Source organism: Massilia sp. BGA-UO-ETr-WB1, assembly GCF_059567845.1.
In genome coordinates this window covers 530,849-555,636 of sequence record NZ_JCAQOT010000027.1, presented here as the reverse complement: position 1 = coordinate 555,636, position 24,788 = coordinate 530,849, and the positions used below count along the sequence as shown (strand labels likewise).

The following is a 24,788-nucleotide window of genomic DNA, read 5'->3' as shown; positions in this document are numbered from 1 at the left end:
ACCCAGAAAAAACCCGGCGGCGCCGGGTTGGGAATATTATTTCTTGTCGGTTGGTGGAACAGGAATAACGAAGGGGAAGGTGCCGAACAGCGATTTGCTCTGGTTCTGCATCTGCTCCTGCATCTGCACGAACAGGCTCTTGCTCTGGTCGATATAGTTATTCATCATACCCTGCATCATCGGGCCCTGGACGTTCATGAACTGGGTCCACATTTCCGGACTGAACGGCTTGCCGTCCAGCGAGGCGCTGGTGAACTTGCGCTGGATGTCGGTGAACGCTTCCACGTTCTTCTCCAGGTAGGAGCCCATCATGCCCTGCATGGCGTGGCCATAGTAGCGGATGATTTGCGCCAGCACGCCGGTGGAGAACATCGGCACGCCGCTGGCCTCCTCTTCCAGGATGATCTGCAACAGGATGCTGCGGGTCAGGTCTTCGTTCGATTTCGCGTCGACCACCGTGAATTCTTCGTTGTCCAGCACCAGCTGCTTGACGTCCGTCAGCGTGATATAGGAGCTGGTCTGCGTGTCATACAGACGGCGATTGGGATATTTCTTGATCAAGCGTTCCGCATTTTTTTTTGCACTACTCATCACAAGTCCACGTATTGCGCCGCAGCGCGTTAATCCGAAAAAAAAGCGAACCAGGTTCGCTTTTTCACAAGCCTTATGAGCCTATTATAGAGTGAAAAAATCTCATCAGCACGTTCCGGCTTATAACTTTCGTGTTTTATTGCAACGCAACCAAGAGTCTACTCTTGCTCAGTCCGCTTTCATCCTGACATAGCGGCCGGGCGCAGGCTCGACAGGCTGGTATTTGGCGTTGCCGGGCTTGGCCGGGGCGTCGACGTCCTTGCCGCCATGCTCGGCCAGGAACTTGGCCCATTCCGGCCACCAGCTGCCGGGGTGCTCGCTGGCGCCGCTGAGCCAGGCTTCGGCGTCCGGGCGCTTGGCCTTGGCCGTTTTCGGCGTGGCGGCGTCGTTGATCCAGTAGCTGCGCTTTTTCTTCGAGGCCGGGTTGATCACGCCGGCGATGTGGCCGGACGCGCCCAGCACAAAGCGGTTGGCCTTGGGCTTTTTCGGGTTCAGGATGCCGAGCGAACTGTAGGCCGACGTCCACGGCACGATATGGTCTTCGCGCGAGGCGTACACGAAGGCCGGCGCGTCGATGGCGGACAGGTCGACCTTTTCGCCGGCCACGGTGAGCTTGCCGGGCACCTTGAGGCTGTTTTCCAGGTAGGTGTTGCGCAGATACCAGCAGAACATGGGGCCCGGCAGGTTGGTGCTGTCGGAGTTCCAGTACAGCAAGTCGAACGGCACCGGCTCGTTGCCTTTCAGGTAGTTCGACTGCACGTAGTTCCACACCAGGTCGTTGGGACGCAGGCTGGAGAAAGTGGTGGCCAGGTCGCGCCCCGGCATCAGGCCGCCGTGCTTCAGGCTCTGCTCGCGCAGTTGCACTTGCGTCTCGTCGACGAACACGTTCAGCACGCCGGTGTCGGCGAAGTCGAGGAAGGTGGTGAGCAGGGTCAGGCTGGCGGCCGGCTGGCGGCCGCGCGCGGCCAGCACGGCCAGCGCGGTGCTGACCAGCGTGCCGCCGACGCAGAAGCCGAAGGCGTTGACCTTGTCCTGGCCGCTGATCTCCTGCACGATATCGAACGCGTTGATGACGCCGCGCTCAACGTAGTCGTCCCAGCTGACCTTGACCATGGACTGGTCCGGATTGCGCCAGGACACCAGGAACACCGTGTTGCCCTGCTCCACCGCGTAGCGCACCACGGAGTTTTCCGGCTGCAAATCGAGAATGTAGAATTTGTTGATGCAAGGCGGCACCATCAGCAGCGGGCGCTCGTGCACCTTGGCGGTGGCGGGCGTGTACTGGATCAGCTGGAACAGGTCGTTCTCATAGACCACCTGGCCCGGCGTGGTGGCCAGGTTGCGGCCCACTTCGAAGGCGGACTCGTCGGACAGCGAGATGTGGCCCTTCTGCATGTCGGCCAGCATATTGGCCAGGCCCTTGGTCAGGCTTTCGCCCTTGCTTTCCATCAGCTTTTGCTGGGCTTCGGGGTTGGTGGCCAGGAAGTTGGCGGGCGACATGGCGTCCACCACTTGCTGCACGGCGAAGCGGATTTTCTGCTTCTGGTGCGGCGGCGCGTCGATGGCGTCCGCCATCGCGGTCAAAAACTTGGCGTTTAGCAGGTATGATGCGGCATTGAAAGCGGTCACCGGGTTGCTTTGCCAGGCGGCCGAGGAGAAACGGCGGTCGCTCAGCGACGGCGCCTTGCCCGACAGGACTTCCTGCCACAGCGCGCCGAACTGCTCGAGGTAGTCGTTTTTCAGTTGCTCGATCATGTCAGGCTTGATGGTGGCGCCGGCGTCGCGCAGGATCGCGCTCACCGGGTTGGACTGGGCGTCCGGCACCATGTTGAACCAGGATTGCCACTGGCCGGGGTCGCTGAACTGCGACATCCAGGAGGTGGCAAAGGCTTGAGGATCGGGCAATTTCATGTTTAGTCCATAAAAAGAGTTTTTTACCGAGACTGCTTATGCTGATTGTCGCTGTTGCTTGGATCTACGTCGTACTGCTGATGGCATTCACCGAACCTACCGTGGTTGCCGGGATAATGACGTTTTCTCTGTATTGCGTGTTGCCATTGGGAATACTATTCTATTTAACAGGATCGGGTCGGCGCAAGCGCGCCCGCGCAGCGCGCGAACAGGCCGCCCGGGCTTCCCAAGGCGCCGCCCCGGACATTACCCCTGGGCAGCCACCCGAAGCCTAAGGCCAAGCGGCAGCCCGTCATTTGATCCAGATCAAACTCGCTTGTCGTCCGGTCACGCCGTCGCGCCGGTAGGAGTAGAAACGGCCGGAATTCGATACCGTGCAATATTCCCCGCCGGCGATGCGCGTCACCCCGTCGCGCCGCAGGATGCCGCGCGCCAGCGCGTACATGTCCGCCAGGTATTTGCCCGGCTTGGCCGGGATGGGCGCGAACGCGGCCCGCACCTGGGCGTCGGCCGCATCGGCGTCCTCGGCCCGGTGCGCCTGTTTCAGGAACGCCTGCAGCACGTCGTTGCCCACTTCGAAGCACACCGGACCGATAGCCACCCCCAGCCAGGCCATGATCTCCCCCGCCCCCGCGTCGCGCATGGCGCGCGTGGTTTCCTGCAGCACCCCGTCCGCCAGGCTGCGCCAGCCGGCGTGCGCGGCGCCCACCACCGTGCCGGCTGTGTCGCACAACAGCACCGGCAGGCAGTCGGCCGTGAGGATAGCGCAAACCGTGTTCGGCGCGCGCGCGATACTGGCGTCCGCCGTCGGCACCTGGCCGGGACGGACCTTGCCGGCATCCACCACGTCCACGCCGTGCACCTGGTTCAGCCAGACCGGCTCGTCCGGCAGCTCGGCCGCCAGCAGCGCGCGGTTGCGCGCCACGTTGTGCGGCTGGTCGCCGACATGGATGCCAAGGTTGAGGCCGCCACTACCCTGGCCGTCGTCGTAAGGCGCCGGGCTCACGCCGCCGCGCCGCGTGGTGGCCAGCGCGCCGATGTTGGGCGGCAGGCCCGGCCAGTCGGGGACCAGCCATTGGGTAGATTGCCGGGAAACTGTCATCAATCGTCGTCGCCGTAGTCGAAATCGTCTTCTGCGTAATCGTCCTCGATGTCGCCGCCCACGTCGCCCAGGCCGGGGTTGCGGATGCCCACCTTGTCCAGCAGCTCGGCGAAGTCGTCCGCCAGCGGCACGCGCCACTCGCACGCCTCGCCGGTGGCCGGGTGGATCAGGCCCAGGCGGCGCGCCTGCAGCGCCTGGCGCGGGAAGAACTGCGTCAGGTGCGGCTTGCCGTACACGTAATCGCCGATCAGCGGGAAGCCGAGGTGGGCCATATGGACGCGGATCTGGTGGGTGCGGCCGGTGGACAGGCGGCACTGCACCAGGCTCACCGGACGGCCGTCCAGCACGCCCGATTCAATGCGCTCGTAGTGCGTGATGGCCGGCTTGGCGCCCAGGCCGGTGGACACGGCCATTTTCACGCGGTCCTTCTGGTGGCGGCCCATGGGCGCGTTGATGGTGCCGCCGGACTGCGGCGTGCCCCACACCAGGCACCAGTACTCGCGCTTGACGGTGCGCGCCTGCAGCTGGCGCACCAGGTCGGTCTGCGCGGCCAGGGTCTTGCCCACCACCATCAGGCCGCTGGTGTCCTTGTCCAGGCGGTGCACGATGCCGGCGCGCGGCACGCCGATCAGCTGCGGGCAGTGGTGCAGCAGGCCGTTCAGCAAGGTGCCGCTCCAGTTGCCGTTGCCGGGGTGGACCACCACGCCGGCCGCCTTGTTGACCACGATCAGGTGCTCGTCTTCATAGACGATGTCCAGTTCCATTTCTTCCGGCTTGTAGGCCTCGGTTTCCTGGTCCGGCTGCGGCAGGATGACGACCTTCTCGTCGCCATACACGGTAGCCTTGGTCTTGGAGGGCTTGCCGTCCACGGTAACGAAGCCGTCCTCGATCCACATCTGCAGGCGGCCGCGTGAAAACTGGGGCACCAGCTTGGAGATGACTTTGTCGAGGCGTTCGCCGCACGCTTCGGGGCTCAATTCGAGTACGATAGGGGCCAGCGGATCGCCGGTATCGTCTTCGCACAGGAATTCAGCATCAAAGTCGGCGTCTATTTCGTTATTAGTTAAAATCACAGCATTCCCATCGGCTATAATCAGCCAGTTGTACAATCTTGGTTAAACGTTCTTGCAAAACAACATGCAAAAAAAATATTCGGCTATCGCAGCAAAAGCAGCAGCAACCGCAGCAACATTCGCACTGCTTGGCCTTTCCGGCTGTAGCTTGCTGCCGGAAAAGGCAGATGAAACCAAAGGCTGGTCCGCTACGAAATTATACTCGGAGGCCAAGGAGGAATTGGCGGGCGGACACTACGAGCGCGCAATTCAGTTGTTTGAAAGGCTGGAATCGAGCTATCCGTTCGGTACGTACGCGGTGCAAGCCCAGATGGAAATCGCCTACGCGAACTACAAGGCACAGGACCAGGCCCAGGCGCTGGCCGCCGTGGAGCGCTTCATCAAGCTGCACCCCAATCACGCCAACGTGGACTATATGTACTATCTGCGCGGGCTGATCAGTTTCAACGACCAGATCGGCTTCCTGAACTTCATCTACGAACAGGACCCCACCGAGCGCGATCCGAAAGCCACCCGCGAAGCCTTCGCAGCGTTTAAAGCGCTGGTCGACAAGTTCCCGGACAGCCAGTATACGCCGGATGCGATCGACCGGATGAAGTATCTGATCAACGCCATGGCGTCGTACGAAGTGCACGTGGCGCGCTATTACTACCGCCGTGGCGCCTACCTGGCCGCCGTGAACCGCGCCATGGGCGTGATCAGCGACTACCGCGACTCGCCGTCGATCGAGGAAGCGCTGTTCATCATGATCCGCGGCTACGAGAAAATGGGCAACGTGAAGCTGCACGACGACGCCCTGCGCGTATTCAAGCAGAACTACCCGAACAGCAAGTTCCTCGACGAAGGCGTGAAAAAAGAACGCCAGTGGTGGAAGCTCTGGGGCTAAGCTTTTAAAGCGCCCGCGTTTTTAAAGCTCCCGCGTTGCGGGAGCTTTAAATTTCAGTCCGCGACGCGGCGGCGGAACACCCAGGTGCGTTCGTCCGAATCCTTCTTGTCGAAGGCGTAGCCGTCCACGTCGAAGGCTTTCAGCTTCTCCGGATTGGTGATGTTCTTCACCGCCGCGTAGCGCGCCAGCAGGCCGCGCGCGCGCTTGGCGTAGAACGAAATAATCTTGTACTTGCCATTCTTCCAGTCCTCGAACACGGGCGTGATGACCGGCATGCCCAGCTTGGCGCGCTTGACCGACTTGAAGTATTCCTCCGAGGCAAGATTCACCAGCACCTCGGCGCCCTGCTCTTCCGCCGTCCGGTTCAGCGCGTTGGCGATGGTGTCGCCCCAGAAGGTGTACAGATCCTTGCCGCGCGGCGTGCTCAGGCGCGTGCCCATTTCCAGGCGGTGCGGGTGGATCAGGTCCAGCGGGCGCAACATGCCGTACAGGCCGGACAGGATGCGCACCCGCTGCTGCGTGTAGTCGAGCTGTTTGGGCGTGAGCGTGCGGGCGGCCAGGCCGTCGTACACGTCGCCGTTAAAAGTCATCACCGCCTGGCGCGCTTCGGACGTATCCTTGCTCCAGGACGCATAGCGGGCCACGTTCAGCGCGGACAGCGCGTCGGAAATATCCATCAGTTCGCCGATTTCGGCCGGCGAATATTCGCGCAGGCGGCTGATCAGCTGCTCGGAATGGTCGAGAAAATCGGGTTGGGTGTGCAGCTGGGTGGTCGGAGGGGTCTCCAGGTCGAGACTCTTGGCGGGCGAAAGCACTATCAGCATAAGTTTTAAAAAATTACTTCATATCAAGAACCGACATGATACCTGTTTCACCAAAACGCATCGTGCTGGACACCAATGTCTGCCTCGACCTGTTCGTCTTTAAAGACCCGCGCTGGTCGGCGCTGCTGTCCGCCATCGAGAGCGGCGCCGTGGAAGCCATCACCCGCGCCGACTGCCGCGAGGAATACCTGGTGGTGCTGCACTACAAGCACCTGCCGCTGGACGACGACAGCCGCCCACTGAGCGCGGCCCGCTTCGACCAGCTGATCAAAGTGGTGGCGCCGCCGGAGTCCGGCGTCCGCCTGCCGGTATGCACCGACCGCGACGACCAGAAGTTCCTGGAGCTGGCGCGCGACGCCGGCGCCGCCATCCTCATCACCAAGGACAAGGCGCTGCTGAAACTGGGCAAGCGCCTGGCCAAGGCCGGCATGTTCAAGGTGATGGTGCCGGAAGCGTGGACGCCGGAAGTCTGAGCCGGCATGCAAGAAAATAGCGGGTTTTTGAGCAACACCTAACTATGACGGCTGCGCTAGAATAAGCGAACGCATTCTCACGCCAACGCCCCATGAACAGCCGTCAAATTTTGCCCGCAGCACCCGCAACGCCGGTCCTGGCCACCCGCCTGCCGGCGGTCGGCACCACCGTATTCACCCGCATGTCCACGCTGGCCGCCGAACACGGCGCCGTCAACCTGGGCCAGGGCTTCCCCGACTTCGCCTGCGAGCCGAAACTGGTCGACATGGTGACCGAAGCCATGCGCTCCGGCTTCAACCAGTATCCGATGATGACCGGCGCGCCCGTGCTGCGGCAAGCCATCGTGGCCAAGATCGCCGCGCACTACGGCCACCAGTACGACGTCAACGCCGAAATCACCGTCACCGCCGGCGCCACGCAGGCGCTCACCACCGCCATCCTGTGCGCCGTCCATCCGGGCGACGAAGTGATCGTCATCGAACCCGCCTACGACAGCTACCTGCCCGCCATCGAGCTGGCCGGCGGCGTGGCCGTGCGGGTGCAGATGGAAGTGGGCGCGGCCGGCTACAGCGTGCCGTGGCACAAGGTGCAGGCCGCCGTCAGCGGCAAAACCCGTATGATCGTCATCAACACGCCGCACAACCCCACCGGCAGCGTGCTGCGCGCGGCCGACATGCAAGCCCTGGCCGATATCGTGCGCGGCACCGAGGTGCTGATCCTGTCGGACGAGGTGTACGAACACATGGTGTACGACGGCCAGCGCCACGAATCGATCTGCCGCTACCCGGAACTGGCGGCGCGCAGCTTCGTCGTCTCCAGCTTCGGCAAGACCTACCACGTCACCGGCTGGAAGATAGGCTACGTGGCAGCGCCGGCCGCGCTGATGGTGGAGTTCCGCAAGGTGCACCAGTACAACGTGTTCTCGATCAACACGCCCATGCAGCACGGCATCGCCGGCTACATGGCCGACCCGGCGCCCTACCAGGAGCTGCCGGCGTTCTACCAGCGCAAGCGCGATATCTTCCGCAACGGCCTGCAGGGCAGCCGCTTCGAGCTGCTGCCGGCCGACGGCACCTACTTCCAGTGCGTGCGCTACGGCGCCATTTCGGACATGCCGGAAGCGCAGTTCGCGGAATGGCTGACCACCGAGATCAAGGTGGCGGCGATACCGGTATCCGCTTTTTACCAGCAGGGCAAGGAGTCGGGCATCGTGCGCTTCTGCTTTGCCAAGAAGGACGACACGCTGGCCCTGGCGCTCGAACGCCTGGCCGGCATATAAGAAGACAAGCGGCACGGGGACCATCATGAACCAGTACAGCAGCTTGAAAGACATTGTCCTGGGCGACAGCCACAACCTCGCCATGGCGCGGCCCTCCGTGCTCAACACGCTGAACAAGTCCAACCGCCGGCTGGAGAAGCTGCTGGCCGACTTGCGCAACGAAGCGAACGCGCAAAGCGAGCTGCTGGCCATCGCGCGCGAAGTGATGACGGCCGTGGAGCTGAACCAGGACGTGGCGCTGGCCTGCATTTTCCTGAGCCAGATCGCGGGCACCTATGCGGTGCGCCACTGCATCGAGACCGCCATCGTGGCCACGCTGGTGGCGCAGCGCATGCGCAAGGCGCGCGAGGAAATGCTGGTCATCGCGGCCGCCGCGCTCACCATGAACGTGGGCATGCTGCGCCACCAGAACACCTTCAACAAGAGCTCCAGCCTGACCAGCGAGGAAATGTCCATCGTGCGGCGCCACCCGGAGGAAAGCGTGGGCCTGCTGCGCGACGCCGGCGTGGAGGACGAGGAATGGATCGCCTGCGTGCTGATGCACCATGAGAACGACGACGGCACCGGCTATCCGGAAGGCCGCACCAGCGCCGACATCACGCAGAATGCGCGCCTGATCAGTTTGGCGGACCGCTACTGCGCCCAGGTATCGGCGCGCAACTACCGCTGCTCGGTGCTGCCGGACAAGGCGCTGAGCAATCTGCTGGGCGACCCGGCGCGTATCAGCGACCCGCTGCTGGCGGACCAGTTCATCAGCCAGATCGGCAAATATCCGCCGGGGGCGCTGGTACGGCTGCAAAACGGCGAGGTGGGCGTGGTGATGCAGCGCGACGGCGGCGGCGACATCCACATCCACTGCCTGCGCGACGCCTCCGGCAAATCGCTGCGCGACGCGAGCGGCTTGAGCCAGGCGCTGCGCCGCGCCAGCGATCCGGAATGCGGGATCGCCGAAGTGCTGAGCGAAGACCAGGCCGACGTGCGCTTCAGCATGAAGCAGATCTGGGGCGAGCAGGCGAGTTTGTAAGCCGCCAGCCACCACCTGGACTCAGCGCGCCAGCTGCTGCAGCTTGCGCTCCACGAAGCTCTGCAACTCCTGCGACAGGTTGCCGCTGTTCTTCGCCCGCGTGAAGGCGTCCTGCGCCTCGGCGTTGCGCTTCTCGGCCAGCAGCGAAATCCCCAAGCCCATCCACCACACGCCGTTCTGCGGCTGCAGGCGCAGCGCGGCCTGGTACTGCTCGGCCGCTTCGCGGTTGCGCTGCGCGCGCTGCAAGGCGCCGGCCAGGAAGGCCAGGTAGTCGCCATTGCCGCCCGCGTAGGGCAAGCTGCGCTGCAAGGTTTCGATCGCCGGGCCGCCCTTCTCGATCTGCAGCCGCGCCAGGATCATGGCCATCTGCGGCTGCTTCGGGTCCAGGCCGAGGCCGAACTGCAAGTGGCGTATGGCTTCGTCGTGGCGCTTGTTTTCGATCAGCAGGCCGACCAGCGTCTGGCGCGCGGTGTCATGGCGCGGGTAGAGGAAAACCGCCTGCTCCATATTCGACAGCGCCTCCTGCACACGGCCTTCCTGCAAGGCCGCCAGCCCGCGCCGGTACGCATTCTCGCCCTGCTGCTGCGAGGTGACGGTAACGCCCCCGGTGCCCGGCTGGGCGGCGATGTCGGTGCCGCGCGCGGCTTTGCTATCCGCTTTCGCCGTGCGCGTTCCCGCGCCGTCGCGGCCGCTTTTTACGGCGGAGCCATCGCCTGCAGTTTTGCCCGCAGCGGCGGTGCGCCCGCCGGCATTGCTGTTTGCCGCCAGGCGCTCGGCTTCGGCCTTCGCCTCGCGCGCTTTCTTCCTGGCCGCTTTCAGTTCGGCCGCCAGCTGGGCGGCGCTCTTTTCCTCGGCTTGCACGCGCGGCGGACGGCGCGTTAAGTTGGCGCTGGAATCGGCTGCATCGGAAGCCACCGCGTCCGGAGGCGCCGGGATAGGACGGGCCACTGCCAGCAGGCGCGCCGTGATTGGCTGTGCTGCGGCGCCCTTGGCCGCACCAGCCGCTGGCGCTGCGGATTGCGCGGCCACTGCCGTACTGCCCGGCGCCGCGTCGATCGCCGCCTGCGCAGGTGCGCTGACCGCAGGCTGCACCGCCAGCGGCCCCGGCGCGGGCGGGCGCTGAAGATAGCGCCATCCCAGCCAGCCGCCGGCTGCCAGCAGCACCACCGCCAGCCCGGCGCCCGCAGCCATCCTGGCGCGCGGCGTCTGGCCGCTGGCGGCAACGGGACGCATCTGCGGCACGCTTCCCTGCCCGGACTGTGCCCCGCCGCGCGCGTCCAGATCCTGCAGCATCTTGTTTATCAGGCTCATTTGATCAACGCCCAGGTTAATCCGCACGCCGCCAGCGCCAGCCCCGCCGCGCCGGCGAACCACGGCCAGCGCGCGCGCGGCACGGCCACCGTGTCGGACGCGGCCAGCGCCACGTGGCGCTTTTCCACCTGCTGCCGCCCTTCGCCGTAAGCGAGCATCAGCGCCTTGTGCGACATGATGTTGACCAGGCGCGGAATGCCGCCGGTGGCCGCGTACAGTTTGCGCACCGCGCTGCGGCCGAACAGCCGCCCGCCGGCATAGCCGGCCACGCGCAAACGGTGCGCCAGGTAATAATCCAGGTCATCCCGGGACAGCGCGCCCAGGTGGTAATGGAAAGTGATGCGCTGCGCCAGCTGGCGGATGGTGGGGCTTTCCAGGTGCGCGTTCAGCTCCGGCTGGCCGAACAGCACGATCTGCAGCAGCTTGCGCTTTTCCGTCTCCAGGTTGGTCAGCAGGCGCAACGCCTCCAGGCTTTCCACCGGGATCGCCTGCGCCTCGTCCAGGCACAGCACCACCTGCTTGCCCTGCCCCGCCAGCTCCAGCAGCCGGTAATTGATGGACTTGAGCAGCTGGTGCTGGTCCACGTCGCGCGCCAGGGTCAGCTCCAGCTCGTCCGCCAGGGCCAGCATCAAGGTGCGCGGCTCCAGGTAGGGATTGGGAATGTAGGCGGTTACGAATTCCTCGCCCAAGGTGGACAGGAACTTGCGGCACAGCAGCGTCTTGCCGGTGCCGACCTCGCCGGTGATCTTGATGAAGCCTTCGCCGCTCTTGGCGGCCACCAGCAGCGTGTTCAGCGCCTCCTGCGAATGCGGGGAGGTGAAGAAAAAGCTGGTGTCCGGCGTGATGCTGAAAGGCACCTCGCGCAGGCCGAAGTGGGACTGGTACATTAGCGGCGCTCCGAGGGCCGGCGCGGGTCCAGCTTCTCGATGCGGCCGCTGGCGTCCTGCATGTCCTGCGTCCAGCTGGCCGCGCCGTCGACGATGGTGGGCTTGATCAGCACCACCAGTTCGCGCTTCTGGGTCTGCTGGTCGGTATTGCGGAACAGCGCGCCCACCACCGGCAGGTCGCCCGCGCCGGGAAGCTGCGAACGGTCGTTGGTGGTGGACTGGCGCATCAGGCCGCCGATCGCGACGATCTGGCCGTCCTGGCCGCGCACCATGCTGTCCATCTCGGACGTGCTGGACGCCGCCAGCGGCAGGTTCAGCGAACCGGCGCTGCCCAGGTTGACCACCTTGTTCACGGTGGTGACCTGGCTCACCGACGGATGCACGTGCAGCATGATGTTGCCGTCGTCGTCGATCTGCGGCGTCACGTCCAGCACCACGCCGGAGAAGAACGGCTGCAAGGTCACGTTCGGGCTGGTGGTGTTGCCGGTGGCGTTGGAATTGGTGGTGGTGCTCACGCCGGTGACGTAGAACTCGTCGGTGCCGATCTTCAGCACGGCCTTCTGGTTGTTCATGGTGGCGATGCGCGGGCTGGACAGCACGTGCACCGAACCCTGCGACTCCAGGAAGGAAATCATGGCGGCGAAATTGCTGGTCTGGAAGGCCAGGCCGAACAGCGAGCCGGCGTTGTTGGCGGCGTTGGCCAGCGCGAAGCCGGTGCTGGCGGCCAGGCCGCCGCCGGTGGTCATGGTGGGCGGCTGGCCGCCCTGGAACGGCAGCGGCTGCAGCGCCGAGCCGGGCTGCAGGAAGCCGGCCGACACGCGGTTGTCGTGCCCGGTCTTGAAGGACGCGAACGACGCCCAGTTGATGCCGCTCTGGAAGCCGCTGTTGAGCTGCACCTCCAGGATTTTCGCCTCCAGGATCACCTGGCGCTCGACCGCCAGCTGGGTCGCCTTCAGGTACTGGTCCACATTGCGCAGCTGCTCGGGCATGGCGCGCACCACGATCACGCCGGACTGCGGGCTGATCACCAGGCTGCGGCCGTCGCCGGTGCCGCCCATCAGCGCGGTCAGCGCCTCTTTCAGGTCGGACCAGAAGTTGGTGTCCGAGGTGGTGGTGACGTTGCTGGCGTCGCGCTGCGTTTGCTGCTGGCCGCCGGGCTGGTTGCCCTGCTGATTGTTCTGCTGCTGCGAGTTGTCCTGGCCGTTGTTGCCGCTGTTGCCGGTCTGGCCGGACGTGGTGGGGCCCACCGTGCCGACCGAGGTGGACGACACCCGCACATTCGAGCTGCCCTTGCGGTTGGCGGTCAGGTAATTCACCTTGAACATGCGGGTCTGCATGGTCAGCGGGCGGATGTAGATGCGGGTGCCCTCGACCTTGTAGTCGTAGCCGTACAGTTCGCGGATGGCGTCCAGCGCCTCGAACAGGGTCACGTCCTTCAGGTGGGCGGTGATGGTGCCGCTCACTTCGGGGTGGATCAGCATGTTGTAGCGGGTGCCGGCCACGATGGAGTTGAAGAACTGCTGCACCGGCACCTGGTTGAACGCCACGTTGAAGCGCTCGTCCAGCACCGCGCGCGCCTTCGGCAGCTGGGCGGCCAGCGCGGGCAGCGGCGGGATCAGGGCCGATTCCACCGCGTCCGGCGCGGCCGCCTGCTTGGGCGACTTGGCCGCCGCCTGGCGCATCTCCTTGCCGATTTCCTCATAGGTGTCGCGCTTGGTCGCTCCCTGGCCCTGGCAGGCCGCCAGGCTGACGGCGGCGCCGATGGTGCAAGCGATGTGTATGAGTTTTTGCATGTGTTCTACTCGGTTTGGTCGCACTTTTATATGCATTATGGTTTCGCGAACAGCTTCAGTGTTTCCCTGGTTTTGCCCCGGCGCAGCACCACTTCCGTTTCGCCTACCCGCTCGACGACGGCGTCGCCGACTTTCATTCCCTGCCGCACCATTTCGCCATTAATCACGGCAACGCGGCGCCCGCCTGGCTCGCGCGACACCAGGATGGATTGCAACTGCGGCGCGGCCGGGGTGCCGGACTCGGCCCCGTCGCCCGCCCCGCCCTGCACGCCCAGCACGGCCGGCGGCCTGGTGGGATCGGCCAGGGTTTGCGCCTGCGCGGCGCTGCCGGCGGCGGCACACGCCAGACTCCAGGAAAGGCTCCAGGCGAGGATGGCGGCACGGGTCTTCACAGCGATATCCATTTCGTATCCAGGCTCAGGGTGTACAGCGTCAGCGTCAGGCGCGCTTTCGGATACTCCCGGGCTTCCAGCGTGGCCTTGCCCCAGAACAGCTGGGACGGCATGCGCTCCAGCGCTTCCATATAGCTCACCATGTCCAGGTAGCTGCCTTGCAGTTCCAGCTGCACGCCGTGGCGGTACAGCAGTTCCTGCTGCCGGGCCGGGCCGCCTGCCGCGCCCGGCGCCGCAGGCTGGGCCGGCGCCAGATTGGTGGCCACGCGCTGCGCCTCGTTCACCGGCTGGGCCGGCGCAGCGCCGTCGCCCGGTTCGGCGAAACGGCCGTCGCTCATGCCGCGCGGTGGCAGCGTCTTTAGCGATACCAGCTTCAGCTTGCCACCCTGCAGCAACTGCTCCAGCATCTGGCTGATTTTGTCAGGGGCCACCAGGCCTTTTTGCATGGTGCGCAGCGCGGTGCGCATGGCGTCGTTTTCGGCCTTGAGCTTGGCCAGGCGGTTCTTGCTGCCCTGGTCGGGATCGATCTGCGCCAGGGCCAGGCGCTGCGCCAGTTCCGCGTCGATGGCGGCCATTTGCTGCCGCTGCTGGTCGATCACGGCAGCCAGCGCCTTCTCGCGCATTTGGGCCGGCTCTATCATCATGGTGTACAGCAGGAACAGCAGCGCGGCAGCCGCGCCGCCGCACGCCATCAGCCGTTCGCGCAAACTCAGCGCTTCAACGCGGGCGGCCAGTTTCAACCATTGCTGCTTCATAAGCCCTCCGCTTTGGCGCCGGCCGGCATGGCTTGCAGGCTGAATTCGATGTACGGCGCCACGGCGGCCGGCGCCGGCGTGCCCGCGCTGGCAGCGCCGCCCGGCGGCGCCGGGCTCAGAGCAGGCGCTCCCTGCCCAGCTTCGGCCGGCTTGGGCTGCCCCATTTCCAGATGCCCGAAGCTGGTGCCCTTCAGCACCGGCTCGCGCGACAGGCCGCCCAGGTAGCCGGGCAGCAGGCTGGCCTGCAAAGTGCGGCCCTGCAACCCGATCTCATTGCCCGCGCCAACTATCTGCACACCCGTCAGCCACAAACCGTTGACGCGGCTGCGCGCGAACGCCTTGAAGTAGGCCGAATAGCCGCGCGTGTTGCCGAATTCGCCCTTGTCCAGTATCGCCGACACGCCCTGCAGCGCGCGGTTTTCCGCCTCCGCCTGTTCCAGCTCCTGCTGCACCGAGGTGCTGCGCTGGCGCGGCGCCAGTTCGGTGGCGGCAGCGGCCTTGCGCGCTTCGCGCGCCGCCAGCTCGCTCTTCACCTGGGCCGCCTGCACTTCCAGCGCCGCGGCGCGCTGGCGCGCCACCATGCCCATGGCCAGCCCGGCCAGCAGCACCACGCCAAGCACGGCGGCCAGCGCGGCGGCGGAAAAATAGTTCTTTTGCTTGAGGAAGCGCGGGTTGAACAGATTGATCTGCTGGCTCACGAGCTGGCTCCTTCGTCGCGCAAGGCCGCGCCCAGCGTCATGAAGTAGCGCGCCTGCTGCGCCGCATCGCGCAGTTCGGGCACCTTGTCCAGGTCCAGCACATTGTCCAGATCCAGCACTTCCACCGGCAGATACAGATTGCGCGCCAGGTATTCGTGCAGCGCCGGGCTGCCGGTCGGCGCCAGCACCAGCTTGGACACCGCCACGTAGCTGAACTGGCGCTCGAAGTGGTCCAGCGAGCGCTGCAACTCGAGCGTGATGCGGTCGTGCAGCTGCTGCACCTTGTCGCTGTCGCTGCCCAGCAATTGGGCCAGGGTCACGTCCATGCGGCGCGCCAGGTACAGCTCGCCTCCAAAGGTCACCGTCAGCAGGCCGCCGTCCAGGTCGAATGACAGCATGGCCACGCCGCGCCCTTCCGGCTCCAGCAGGGCCGAAATATTACGCTGCGCCATTTCGGGAATATCGATTGCCGACAGGCCGACCTTGTTGTCGGCGAACAGGTTCTGGCGCGGCTCGATCACGCTGTTGCGCGCCGCCACCGCGAAGCACTGGTGGTTGTGGGCCGGACCGTTTTTGGCCACCGGCACGTCCACCACGTCCACGGTAGCGTCGGTGACGGGGAAGTCGATCATGTCCTTCAGGCGCCAGCTCACCGCCGTCTTCATTTCCTCGGCGGGCACGTTCGGCGCCTCCAGCATCAGCAGCTGGTATTCGCCCATGGCCAGCAGGCTGGAGCACTGGTACTGGGCCGTGTTCATGTCCTTGTGCAAGCGCGCCAGCGCCGCGCCGGCCTGCTCGCGCGCGCCCTGAACGAACAGCGCCATCTGGACGGCGGGTTTGGCGTCGCGGCGGCGCTCGACGAGCGCAGCCAGCACGCCATCCGCGTACAACGCAATGGCCAGCCAGCCCTCTTTTTTCTTCGCTTTACCCCAAAAAATCATAAAACCGTCTCAATGATTTAGCGATGCATTCACAAACCGTCGCAGTGGCTTGATTATATTCAAGATTCCTGGCCCGGCGAGGCGATATTTGGCCCCCTGAAACAACTTTCGGCAGCTTTTTTGCCGAATGGAGACAAAAATTGCCCGATTGACCGCCAATGCATTTCCGCAAGGTAAATGTAGCGTCAGTACTGCACGGTGACCACGCGCTGCACGTAGTCAGGCGAGGTGGGCGCGGGGTTCGGGCAGGCGTTGTTGGCCGGCTGATTGCAGGCGGTTGCCGTGATGACCGTTACCTGCGGCAGGCCGCCGGGCATGTTGGCCGTCTGGTTGACCACGCAGCGCACCGTTACGGTAAAGGCCGCCATGGTGGGCGCGGGCGGCACCAGCGACACCTGCGCCGCGCATTGCCCGGCCCGCGTGTTTTGGAACAAGCCAAATTCCACGCCCGTACGCGCAGCCTCGTAGGCGCGCGTCCCGGTCAGATCCAGCGCCGAACCGGCCTGCTGGCCGGTCGATAGCGTGACAATGGCCGCCCCCAGCGCGGACAGCACCACCAGCAGGAAGATGGCGGTGACGATGCTGACGCCCGCTTGCCGGTGCAGCCGTATCGATGCGCGGAAAACGGGTTTCATGGGGTGTTGTCCACGTGGACCTGGCGCACCAGGGTGACTTGCTCGCCGTTGCGGTGGCGCAGCGTGAGCGTAATGGTGACCAGCGCCGCCTGCATCGTAGCCAGTTGTGTGGCCCGGAATTCGCAGGCAGCCACCATGCCGGCCATCGTCTGGCCGGTTCCCGCCACCGGGGCGGGCACGTCTACATTCAGCGGTATCTGGGTGTCGAAGAAGCGCGTCAGCGTGCCGGTGGCGCCGCCGGCCGGCAGCGCGCACTGGTAAGTCACCGACCCGGTCACCACCTGGAAGCGGTGATCGGGCGACGGCATGGTTGGGTTTTCATTGGCGAAGGGATTCGCGTTCATCGTGATTTGCGTGCCGTTCACGGCCGTCACACGCGCTACGTTGCGCATGCTGTAGGCATCGGCCGGCGCCTGCCCCCTGCCAAGGTTGTAGACCACGATGAAATTGTTCGGCGCGATGGCCTGCCGGCCGACCGGCGCGGCGCCGGCCATATTGAAGGCCGTGGCGGCGGTGTTGTCGAAGCTGAGCGGCAGCACCCCGGCAGGCGGCTGGTCGGTCTCATCGACATAGCGGCCGCCGGTGCTGGTCAGCAGGAAGCCGATGGAACGCCCGTCGTTCGACAGCAGGATGGAGTTCGGCAGCGCCAGCCGCAGTTCGCGGCTCATGCGGCGCAAGACCAGGTCGGCCGTGTCGCTCAGTTCGGCGCGCGCCGCCGTATCGACATAACTCTGCACCGGAGCCCGGATGAACACCGCTACCATGCCCGCCACGATGCCGGTGATGACGATGACGATAATGGCCTCAACCAGCGTGAAGCCCCGCTGGCGCACTGTCAATTGCAGCGGCTTCATGGCGTGCCCCCGGACGGCGGACTGATCGACGTGTTATTCGGGGCATAGCGGGTGCGATAGCCTTCCAGCACCACGCTCTCGGCGCCATAGCCGACGCTGACGGTAATGCGCAGCGCGTCGCCGGCGGGCACCGCCCCCAGCGCCTGGTTCACCACGGTTACCGTTGCGTTGTAGCCCGCCGGGAAAGCATTGCCGGCGATGTCGGTGGTGTATTGGACTGGCGCGCCGTTGGCGCTGCCGTAGTCGTTCACGTTGTCGTAGGGCCGGGTTGCGGCGGGGTCCTCCGGTCCAGGGCCCTCCGCCCTGGTGGTGCAACCCGCAGGGCTTGTAGCCTCTTCGACCAAGGGGTCGCTGAAGTCGCACCATGTGTACGCGGCCAGGCGCACTTCCTCCATCAAGCCCTCGGCGATTGCCATGGCCTGCTTGCGGCGCACCGGATCGGCGCTGCTGCGCGTGGTCACGGTGAACACCTGCAGGACGCCGACCACCGCTACGCCGACGATCACGATGAAAATGATCAGCTCGACCATGGTCAAGCCGCGCTGGCGCCGGTTAAAAGACATAGCCGGTTTGCGTCGTGACGACGACGTTGTGGTTCAGGCCATCGCCGGTGATGACGACGGTCTGCGTGGGCAGGCTCTGCCCGCCTGCGGCCAGGAAAGGCTCGCCGGACGGATCGAAGAAGAAGCCGGGATGGGCGGTGATGCTCAGGCCGGAAGGCACGCCTTCGCAGGCCCAGGCGGTGGCGTTGCCGCAGCGCTGCAGCGTGGCGCTGCTGCCGGAATTGGTGCCGCCGGCAGGCAGCACCCGCTGCGCGCAAGTGCCGGGCGTGTCGTAGCACAGCGCCACGCTGGCGCCGTCCAGCCGCACGAAGACGTTGCGGTTCTGGGCGACGGCCAGCTTCTGCCCGTAGCGGATCAGACCGCGCACCTGGTCGGTGTAAGCCACCGCGTCGAAACCCTGGCGCTGGAAGAACACAGGTGCGGCAACGGCGCCGAGCAATCCGACCACGACCATCACCACGATCAACTCGACCAGCGTAAACCCAAACTGCCCGGCGCATCGACCGGGCAGTTCTGGAGACACAGGACCGGTGCGTCGGGCTAGTGCATATTGTGCACAGCCGGTGCGCATATCCGTTTAATCGCAGTCCGCAGCGGTGGTTGGTGCAGCGGTGACGACGCCTGTCGCCTCATTGTAAGTGATGGAACAAGCGGCGCGAGTGGCAACATTGTCCGAGCGGATAATCAAAGTGCCGGTGCCTGCCGTCAAGTTAAACCCATCCAGGCCAGCGGCCGCGCCGATGCCCGCAGCCGTAGCCTCGGGATAGCCAGCGGTCGATCCGTTCACCGTCACGCCGTCCATGACCACCGAAGTGCCAGTGGAACCATTGATCAGCCAGCGGCCGTGATACAAGGCAGCTGCACTTGCTACCGCACCTTGCGCGCCACGCATCTTCGCCATGCGCGCATCCACGCCCACGTCGATAAACCGTGGCAATGCCGTGGCGGCCAGAATGCCGAGAATAACGATAACTACGATCAGTTCGATCAGCGTGAAACCTGCTTGTGCGCTTTTACGGATCATACCCACTTGTTTGATTTGCATTTAAAACTCCAACTTAGTCTGAAAGAAATTGTGACGCGCTCAGCTTACGTCAACTTGAATCAGGGCTACGCTACCATCCTGGTCATGCGTTCCTTCCGGCTTGGCGTGTTTTGTGGGCAAGCGAGGGGATTCTACCTTGAAATAGCTGCGATCAGATGAGTCCGCACGAAAACTTTTCTTACGGCTATACACATAGATAAGTCTATGGTGGGCGCGGTCGAAATACCAGAAACCCCCTGGCAGTTCTTGTCTTGTTAAATTCTCACCTTCCCCGCCGTAATTTTCTGGCCTGCGTTCCAGCCAAGAGATGGGATTTTCCCGCGCCAAGGCGGCCTGATCCGCCGGCTCGCCACGCGCCTGCGCGGCAAGCAGCCGGTTGGACAAGGCGCTCTGCATATTTGCCAGCAATTTTCGTACACCCGCCTGCTCGGCCTGCAGTTGATAGAACAGTACGCGATCCAGCAGCACGGCCACCAGCGCGGCGAAAACGACCATCGTCACGGCAAACTCAAATAATGTAAAACCCCGCAACTCCCGGCGTTGCGATGGCGCGACACTTGCAAGCAGTTCCCGCCGCGTTTTCATCAATGCATGGCCGCTTTGCCCAAGTCCCAGATCGGCAGGAAGATACCCAATGCCAGCACTAAAACCATCACGCCCAGGAATGTGATCAATATGGGTTCGATTTGGGATGCCAGCGTCTTGAGTTCATAGTCGACTTCCCGCTCGTACATCTCCGCAATCTCCTCCATCAGATCGTCCAGGGAGCCGGATTCCTCGCCCACCGCGATCATCTGCAGCACCACGGGCGTGAACACGCCGGAGGCAATAGACGTGCGCAAGATGCTGTCGCCGCGCTCCACGCTATCGCGCATCTGCTCGATGCGGGACGCCAGAAAGGCGTTGTCCGCCGTTTGCGATACCACGGTCAGCGCTTGCACAATCGGTACGCCGCTGCGGCTGGACAGTGCGAAGCTGCGCGCAAAACGGGCCATGGTCGCTTTGTGGATGATCTTGCCTGCGATAGGGAACTTCAGCTTGTACCGGTCCCAGGTCAGACGGCCGGCGGACGTGCGCACCCAGGACCGAAAACCAATAAAAGCCAACGCGACGGCGGTCGCCAGCGCCGGCCAATAATCAGTCGTAAAGCGCGAAGCGCCTATCAATATCCGGGTCATCAGCGGCAACTGGGCGTTGAAGCTCTCGAACACTTTGACAAACTGGGGAATGACGAACACGTTCACCACGAGCATCGCAAGTATCATGGCGACAATGACAAACGTCGGGTAGCGCGTGGCGCTTTTCACGCGGTTCTTCATCTCCCGGTCGAATTCCAAGTGATCGAACAATCGCAGGAAGACCTCGTCAAGCCGGCCCGTCATTTCGCCCACCTTCACCATGGACAGGTAAAAGTTATTGAACACCTCGGGATGGCGCCGCATCGCCGCAGACAGTTCGCGGCCAGCGTCTAGCGACTCGCGCAAGTCGCGGATGACGCGCCCGAACGCCTTGCTGATAGCCGACTCCTGCAGGCCCGCCAAGCCACGCATGATAGGCACCCCGGACTTGAGCAAGGTATACAACTGACGGCTGAACAGCTGCACGTCCATGGAGTTGACCTTTTTCTCGGTCAACCGCGTCCACCAGTTTTCACCGTCTTTCTTGACGACTTGGCGCGTCAGCGTAATCTCCACCGGCGTCACCCCGGTGCCGAACAGCTGGTCGGCCACGGCGTTGCTGTCGGCGCCCTCCAGCACTCCCTGCAACAGTTCGCCGCGCGCGTTGCGGCCCTTGTAGGCAAAGAACGGCACGTCACTCCTCGTACTGGTTGCTGATGCGCATGGCTTCAGCGATCGTGGTGCGGCCCTGGATCACCAGGTGCACCGCATGCCTGCGCAAGGTCTCGCCGCGCATCTGCGCGTGCGCCACCTTCATGAAGTGGCCCGAATCGGTGCTGTGCGAGGCGTCCACCACCGCTTGCGTCATCTCCAGCAGCTCATAGACGCCGGTACGGCCGCGATACCCCATGCCGTTGCAATGCGAGCAGCCCTTGCCGTGGAAGTAGCGCGCCATGTCCACCTTGTCATTCAATTCCAGGCGCAGCCATTCATGCTCGGTCGGCGTGGGCGTGTACTGCGTGGTGCAGCTCTCGCAAATCACCCGCACCAGCCGCTGAGCCAGCACCGCTTGCAGCGAGCTACCCACCATGTAGCGCGGCACGCCCATGTCCATCAGGCGCAGCGGCGTGCTGGCGGCGTCGTTGGTGTGCAGCGTGGACAGCACCAAGTGGCCGGTCATGGCGGCGCGCAGGCCGATCTGGGCGGTTTCCTGGTCGCGCATCTCGCCCACCAGCACGATGTCCGGGTCTTGCCGCAGCGCGGAACGCAGCACGCGCGCGAAATTCAGGTCGATCTTGTCGTTCACCTGCACCTGGTTGATACCGGCCAGGCGGTATTCCACCGGGTCTTCCACCGTGATCAGCTTCTTCTCCACCGAGTTCAGCTCGGCCAGCGCACTATATAAGGTGGTGGTCTTGCCGGAACCGGTGGGGCCGGTCACCAGCACCAGGCCGTTGGGCCGCTGCACGATGGCGCGGAACTTTTCCAGTATGCCGCGCGGCATGCCGATCGCGTCCAGCCGCAGGTTCATGCCGCCCTGGTTCAGCAGACGCATCACCACCGATTCGCCATACTGCGTGGGCATGGTGGAAATACGCACGTCGATGCGCTGGTTCTTCACGCGCACGGCGAAGCGGCCGTCCTGCGGCAGGCGCTTTTCGGAAATGTCCAGGTCCGACATCAGCTTCAGGCGCAGCGCCAGCGCGGGGGCGATCTTGATGTCGGCCTCGGTTTGCAGGTGCAGCACGCCGTCGATGCGGAAGCGGATCTGCAGGCGGCTTTCCTGCGGCTCGATGTGGATGTCCGAGGCGCGCACCTGGGTGGCGTCGTCGAACACCGACTGCAGCAGCTTGACGATGGGCGCTTCTTCCAGCCCGGGATTGGCGGCCAGCGCGCCGAAGTCCACCGACACGTCGCCCAGATCCTGCTCCAGCTCGCGCGCCAGGTCGGTGATGTCCTCGGTGCGCCGGTAGATGCGGTCGATGGCGGCCAGCACCTCGGTCTCGTTGACCACGGCCAGCTCGATGTTCTGGTGCACCAGGCGGGCGATTTCGTCGTAGGCGAACAGGTCGGTGGGGTCGGCGATGCCGACCAGCAGCGAGCCCTTGCGGTCTTCCAGCACCAGGGCGCGGAAGCGGCGGGCCTGGGTTTCCGGCAGCAGGCGCACCACTTCCGGGTTGATGTTGTAGAACTTGAGGTTGATGTAGGGGATGTTGAGCTGGCGCGCCAGCGCCCCGGCGATCTGCTCCTCGGTAACGTAGCTGCTTTCGATGAACACCCGGCCGAGCTTGCGGCCGCTGCGCTTCTGTTCGGCCAGCGCCAGTCCGAGCTGTTCCTCCGTCAGCAGCTTTTGCTGCACCAGGATTTCACCTAAGCGGACTTTTTCGGGCCGAGCCATACACTACTCCAGACGTTACACAATGGTCGCGGCCATTTTATGCCAGATCAGGCCGTTTCTACGAGTAATATGTGGTGCCCGCTGGCTAAACCAGTCCGATATTTGCTACAGTGCTCATCCATACAGCACGCAACGTTTATGGCCCTCGACCACTTCCACCTGACCAGACCGCCGTTCAACACCGCTCCCGACCCCGCCTTTTTCTTTGAAGACGCGGCGCGGCGCGAGTTGCTGGGGGCTTTGCAGTACGCGCTCAGGCTGGGCGATGGCGTAATTAAAGTGACCGGCGAGGCCGGCAGCGGCAAGACCATGCTGTGCGGCGTGCTGGCCGAACGGCTGGCGCAGGCGTCGCCGCCGGTGCAGGCCGTGCTGCTGGGCCAGGCCACCCCGCCGCTGCAGCCCGTGCGGCCCGGCGCGAACGGCGCGGCGCTGTTCCCCTTGTCGCCGCAGGACGCGGTCTGCGGCATTGCACGCCAGCTGGGCCTGGCGCCGGGCGGGCTGCGCAGCGACGAGATCATGCGGCTGCTGCACAGCCATCTGGCAGCCGAACGCGCTGCGGGCAGGCGGGCCGTGCTGCTGGTGGAAGAGTCGCACACGCTGCCGCTCGACACGTTGGAGGCGCTGCGCCAGCTGACCAACCTGACGGAAGGCCCGTACAATCTGCTGCCCGTGGTCCTGCTGGGCACGCCCGAGCTGAGCAACGTGCTGCGCCAGCCACGGCTGCGACAGCTGCGCGAGCGCATCACGCTTAGCTTCGTGCTGCCGCCGCTGCCGTCCGAGCTGGCGCCGGAGCTGCTGGCGCACCGCCTGCGCGTGGCCGGCCATGCCGACGGCGCCCTGTTCCAGCTGGACGCCGCCAAGCTCATCGCCCGCACCGCCGGCGCCGACCTGCACGCGCTCATAGCGCTGGCAGACAAGTCGCTGGGTGTCGCCGCCAGCGCCAGCGCCCCCGCCGTCGCCATGTTCCACGTGCGCGACGCCATCAAGGGCGTGCCCACCCAGCCAACGCCGCACAGCGCGCCGCCATCGCCGCCGCCCGAAATGCCAGCCATGGCGCCAGCGCCGCAGCAGCCTGAAGCGGCCGCCCAAGCCGCACCCGCCCCTGGTGTTACGCCGCCGGCCGAAGCAGCCCAAGCCGGGCTCTCCCCCGAGAAAGCACTCACCGTCGCAAGCACGCCTCCGTCGGCAGGCACTACCGAGGACGCCCACGCCGCCATGGAATCGCCGCTGCCGGCATTCGAGGCAAGCCAGGCGGCGCTCTTCCCCGAGGACGCCCCGCAGCCAGCCGACAGCGCCGTCCATGCCGAACCGCTACCGGCCCAGCCGCCGCGGGCTGAGCTGGCTCAGCGGATCGAAGCCGTTCCAGCACCTCCGCCGGAACCCGCGCACGCTGAGGAGGGGCCAGCCGTGCGGAACGCGGCGGCAGCCATCCTACGCGCCGCTTTTTCACAAGCGCCCGTTCCGCCAGAGCCTCGCCCCCTGTCGCGCAGCGCGCTGGCCGCCAGCGGCGCGATGCTGGCCGTCGCCGGCATCGCCACCGCCGCCTTCCTGCTGCGCCCCGCCGCAGCCCCGGCCAGCGCTGCCGCTCCACAGCTTGCCGCGCCAGCCAAAGCGGCGGTCGCCGCAGCCACGCCCCCGCGGGTGCAGATGGCACTGCCGCCATCCGATCCAGCCCCTGCATCGGCCCCTACATTGACAATCGTGCCGCCCCTGCCCGCCCCCACGTCCGCACCAACGGCGGCTGCGGTAGCCCCGCCAGCGGCATCACTCGCTGCAACAGCAACGGCCGCCGCCGCTCCGGCAGCAACACCTACGACCGCGCCCCGCCAAACGAGCTTGCTCAAGCAATCCCTGCTCGCCAGCAAAACCTGGCTGCGCGACGAACCGGACAACAACTTCTGCGTCCAGATCGAGAACTTCCCCGCCAGCGACTCCGCCCGCGCCGAGAAGTTCCTCACCGACACCCGAGCCGCCATTGGCCTGAGCCAAGTCCACAGCTACCCCATGGTCATCAATGGCGAACGCCGCATCGCCATTGTCTACGGCAGCTTTGCCTCCGCCAAGAAGGTCATGGAAGTGCAAGCGGAACTCGCCGAACGCTCCGGCACCCGCCACAAGATCCGCACTATCAAGGGCATCCGCGAAGCCGTGCGCCAGGGACAGCGGAATGCCGCCCCCGCGTAGTGGTAGCATCAGCCTGCCGCCCCCACCATCCCCCAAAGGTTGCATAGTGC

At 65.0% G+C, this 24,788-nt stretch carries 25 protein-coding genes; 5 read left to right on the top strand and 20 right to left on the bottom strand.

Annotated elements, in window-relative coordinates:
* Positions 1 to 36: 36 nt before the first annotated feature.
* The 4 genes from phaR to AC56DV_RS29455 all read right to left on the bottom strand — a co-directional run bounded on the left by phaR (position 37) and on the right by AC56DV_RS29455 (position 4,656).
* Positions 37 to 591 (bottom strand): polyhydroxyalkanoate synthesis repressor PhaR, encoded by a 555-nt coding sequence (gene phaR, locus AC56DV_RS29470; protein WP_057154652.1) that lies wholly within the window; start codon positions 589 to 591, stop codon positions 37 to 39.
* Positions 592 to 759: 168 nt separating this feature from the next.
* Complete coding sequence (gene phaC, locus AC56DV_RS29465) at positions 760 to 2,502, bottom strand: class I poly(R)-hydroxyalkanoic acid synthase (RefSeq protein WP_496317759.1); 1,743 nt, start codon at positions 2,500 to 2,502, stop codon at positions 760 to 762.
* 292 nt (positions 2,503 to 2,794) lie between these two features.
* Complete coding sequence (gene pgeF / locus AC56DV_RS29460; RefSeq protein WP_496318500.1) at positions 2,795 to 3,604, bottom strand: peptidoglycan editing factor PgeF; 810 nt, start codon at positions 3,602 to 3,604, stop codon at positions 2,795 to 2,797.
* Complete coding sequence (locus tag AC56DV_RS29455) at positions 3,604 to 4,656, bottom strand: RluA family pseudouridine synthase (protein ID WP_496318499.1); 1,053 nt, start codon at positions 4,654 to 4,656, stop codon at positions 3,604 to 3,606. Before AC56DV_RS29455 ends, pgeF begins: the two co-directional genes overlap by 1 nt.
* 85 nt (positions 4,657 to 4,741) lie before the next feature.
* On the opposite strand from AC56DV_RS29455, the gene AC56DV_RS29450 reads away from it, so the two are divergent.
* Entirely contained in the window at positions 4,742 to 5,563 is an 822-nt protein-coding gene (locus AC56DV_RS29450) for an outer membrane protein assembly factor BamD (RefSeq protein ID WP_496317758.1), read from the top strand.
* A gap of 53 nt (positions 5,564 to 5,616) precedes the next feature.
* Here the strand turns inward: AC56DV_RS29450 and yaaA are convergent, their stop codons facing one another.
* Positions 5,617 to 6,387 carry a peroxide stress protein YaaA gene (yaaA, locus tag AC56DV_RS29445; protein WP_496317757.1) on the bottom strand — a complete coding sequence of 257 codons (771 nt, stop codon included), beginning with the start codon at positions 6,385 to 6,387 and terminating at the stop codon, positions 5,617 to 5,619.
* 35 nt (positions 6,388 to 6,422) lie between these two features.
* Here yaaA and AC56DV_RS29440 point away from each other — a divergent pair, with 35 nt between their 5' ends.
* The 3 genes from AC56DV_RS29440 to AC56DV_RS29430 all read left to right on the top strand — a co-directional run bounded on the left by AC56DV_RS29440 (position 6,423) and on the right by AC56DV_RS29430 (position 9,164).
* A complete protein-coding gene (locus AC56DV_RS29440; RefSeq protein ID WP_496317756.1) occupies positions 6,423 to 6,860 on the top strand; it encodes a putative toxin-antitoxin system toxin component, PIN family in 438 nt (145 codons plus the stop codon).
* A 92-nt stretch (positions 6,861 to 6,952) separates the two neighbouring features.
* Entirely contained in the window at positions 6,953 to 8,140 is a 1,188-nt protein-coding gene (locus AC56DV_RS29435; RefSeq protein ID WP_496317755.1) for a pyridoxal phosphate-dependent aminotransferase, read from the top strand.
* Positions 8,141 to 8,165: 25 nt separating this feature from the next.
* Positions 8,166 to 9,164, top strand: coding sequence for an HD-GYP domain-containing protein (locus AC56DV_RS29430; protein WP_496317754.1), 999 nt, complete (start codon positions 8,166 to 8,168; stop codon positions 9,162 to 9,164).
* A 21-nt stretch (positions 9,165 to 9,185) separates the two neighbouring features.
* On the opposite strand, the gene AC56DV_RS29425 is transcribed toward AC56DV_RS29430, so the two are convergent.
* The 15 genes from AC56DV_RS29425 to AC56DV_RS29355 all read right to left on the bottom strand — a co-directional run bounded on the left by AC56DV_RS29425 (position 9,186) and on the right by AC56DV_RS29355 (position 22,554).
* Positions 9,186 to 10,475: a tetratricopeptide repeat protein gene (locus AC56DV_RS29425; RefSeq protein ID WP_496317753.1), complete on the bottom strand. Its 1,290-nt coding sequence runs from the start codon at positions 10,473 to 10,475 to the stop codon at positions 9,186 to 9,188.
* Positions 10,472 to 11,362 carry an ExeA family protein gene (locus AC56DV_RS29420; protein WP_496317752.1) on the bottom strand — a complete coding sequence of 297 codons (891 nt, stop codon included), beginning with the start codon at positions 11,360 to 11,362 and terminating at the stop codon, positions 10,472 to 10,474. The genes AC56DV_RS29425 and AC56DV_RS29420 overlap by 4 nt, the downstream gene beginning before the upstream one ends.
* Complete coding sequence (gene mshL / locus AC56DV_RS29415) at positions 11,362 to 13,155, bottom strand: pilus (MSHA type) biogenesis protein MshL (RefSeq protein WP_496317751.1); 1,794 nt, start codon at positions 13,153 to 13,155, stop codon at positions 11,362 to 11,364. Before mshL ends, AC56DV_RS29420 begins: the two co-directional genes overlap by 1 nt.
* A gap of 35 nt (positions 13,156 to 13,190) precedes the next feature.
* Complete coding sequence (locus AC56DV_RS29410) at positions 13,191 to 13,559, bottom strand: MSHA biogenesis protein MshK (protein ID WP_496317750.1); 369 nt, start codon at positions 13,557 to 13,559, stop codon at positions 13,191 to 13,193.
* Positions 13,544 to 14,302 carry a type II secretion system protein GspM gene (locus tag AC56DV_RS29405; RefSeq protein WP_496317749.1) on the bottom strand — a complete coding sequence of 253 codons (759 nt, stop codon included), beginning with the start codon at positions 14,300 to 14,302 and terminating at the stop codon, positions 13,544 to 13,546. The genes AC56DV_RS29410 and AC56DV_RS29405 overlap by 16 nt, the downstream gene beginning before the upstream one ends.
* Positions 14,299 to 15,000, bottom strand: a complete 702-nt coding sequence (locus AC56DV_RS29400; protein ID WP_496317748.1) for an MSHA biogenesis protein MshA — start codon at positions 14,998 to 15,000, stop codon at positions 14,299 to 14,301. Before AC56DV_RS29400 ends, AC56DV_RS29405 begins: the two co-directional genes overlap by 4 nt.
* The gene (locus AC56DV_RS29395; protein WP_496317747.1) at positions 14,997 to 15,941 is read right to left on the bottom strand and encodes an agglutinin biogenesis protein MshI; all 945 of its coding nucleotides are present in this window, start codon (positions 15,939 to 15,941) and stop codon (positions 14,997 to 14,999) included. The genes AC56DV_RS29400 and AC56DV_RS29395 overlap by 4 nt, the downstream gene beginning before the upstream one ends.
* Before the next feature lie 185 nt (positions 15,942 to 16,126).
* Positions 16,127 to 16,576, bottom strand: a complete 450-nt coding sequence (locus AC56DV_RS29390) for an agglutinin biogenesis protein MshP (protein ID WP_496317746.1) — start codon at positions 16,574 to 16,576, stop codon at positions 16,127 to 16,129.
* A complete protein-coding gene (locus AC56DV_RS29385; RefSeq protein ID WP_496317745.1) occupies positions 16,573 to 17,430 on the bottom strand; it encodes a prepilin-type N-terminal cleavage/methylation domain-containing protein in 858 nt (285 codons plus the stop codon). The genes AC56DV_RS29390 and AC56DV_RS29385 overlap by 4 nt, the downstream gene beginning before the upstream one ends.
* On the bottom strand, positions 17,427 to 17,993 hold the full coding sequence (locus AC56DV_RS29380) for a prepilin-type N-terminal cleavage/methylation domain-containing protein (RefSeq protein ID WP_496317744.1): 567 nt from the start codon (positions 17,991 to 17,993) through the stop codon (positions 17,427 to 17,429). The genes AC56DV_RS29385 and AC56DV_RS29380 overlap by 4 nt, the downstream gene beginning before the upstream one ends.
* Positions 17,983 to 18,516 (bottom strand): pilus assembly FimT family protein, encoded by a 534-nt coding sequence (locus tag AC56DV_RS29375; protein WP_496317743.1) that lies wholly within the window; start codon positions 18,514 to 18,516, stop codon positions 17,983 to 17,985. The genes AC56DV_RS29380 and AC56DV_RS29375 overlap by 11 nt, the downstream gene beginning before the upstream one ends.
* A 54-nt stretch (positions 18,517 to 18,570) precedes the next feature.
* A complete protein-coding gene (locus AC56DV_RS29370; RefSeq protein ID WP_496317742.1) occupies positions 18,571 to 19,038 on the bottom strand; it encodes a type II secretion system protein in 468 nt (155 codons plus the stop codon).
* Between the two features lie 39 nt (positions 19,039 to 19,077).
* Positions 19,078 to 19,623, bottom strand: a complete 546-nt coding sequence (locus AC56DV_RS29365) for a type II secretion system protein (protein ID WP_496317741.1) — start codon at positions 19,621 to 19,623, stop codon at positions 19,078 to 19,080.
* Positions 19,623 to 20,849 carry a type II secretion system F family protein gene (locus AC56DV_RS29360; RefSeq protein ID WP_496317740.1) on the bottom strand — a complete coding sequence of 409 codons (1,227 nt, stop codon included), beginning with the start codon at positions 20,847 to 20,849 and terminating at the stop codon, positions 19,623 to 19,625. Before AC56DV_RS29360 ends, AC56DV_RS29365 begins: the two co-directional genes overlap by 1 nt.
* Position 20,850: 1 nt before the next feature.
* Positions 20,851 to 22,554 (bottom strand): GspE/PulE family protein, encoded by a 1,704-nt coding sequence (locus AC56DV_RS29355; RefSeq protein ID WP_496317739.1) that lies wholly within the window; start codon positions 22,552 to 22,554, stop codon positions 20,851 to 20,853.
* A 138-nt stretch (positions 22,555 to 22,692) separates the two neighbouring features.
* Here AC56DV_RS29355 and AC56DV_RS29350 point away from each other — a divergent pair, with 138 nt between their 5' ends.
* Positions 22,693 to 24,738: an ExeA family protein gene (locus tag AC56DV_RS29350; protein ID WP_496317738.1), complete on the top strand. Its 2,046-nt coding sequence runs from the start codon at positions 22,693 to 22,695 to the stop codon at positions 24,736 to 24,738.
* Positions 24,739 to 24,788: the final 50 nt, after the last annotated feature.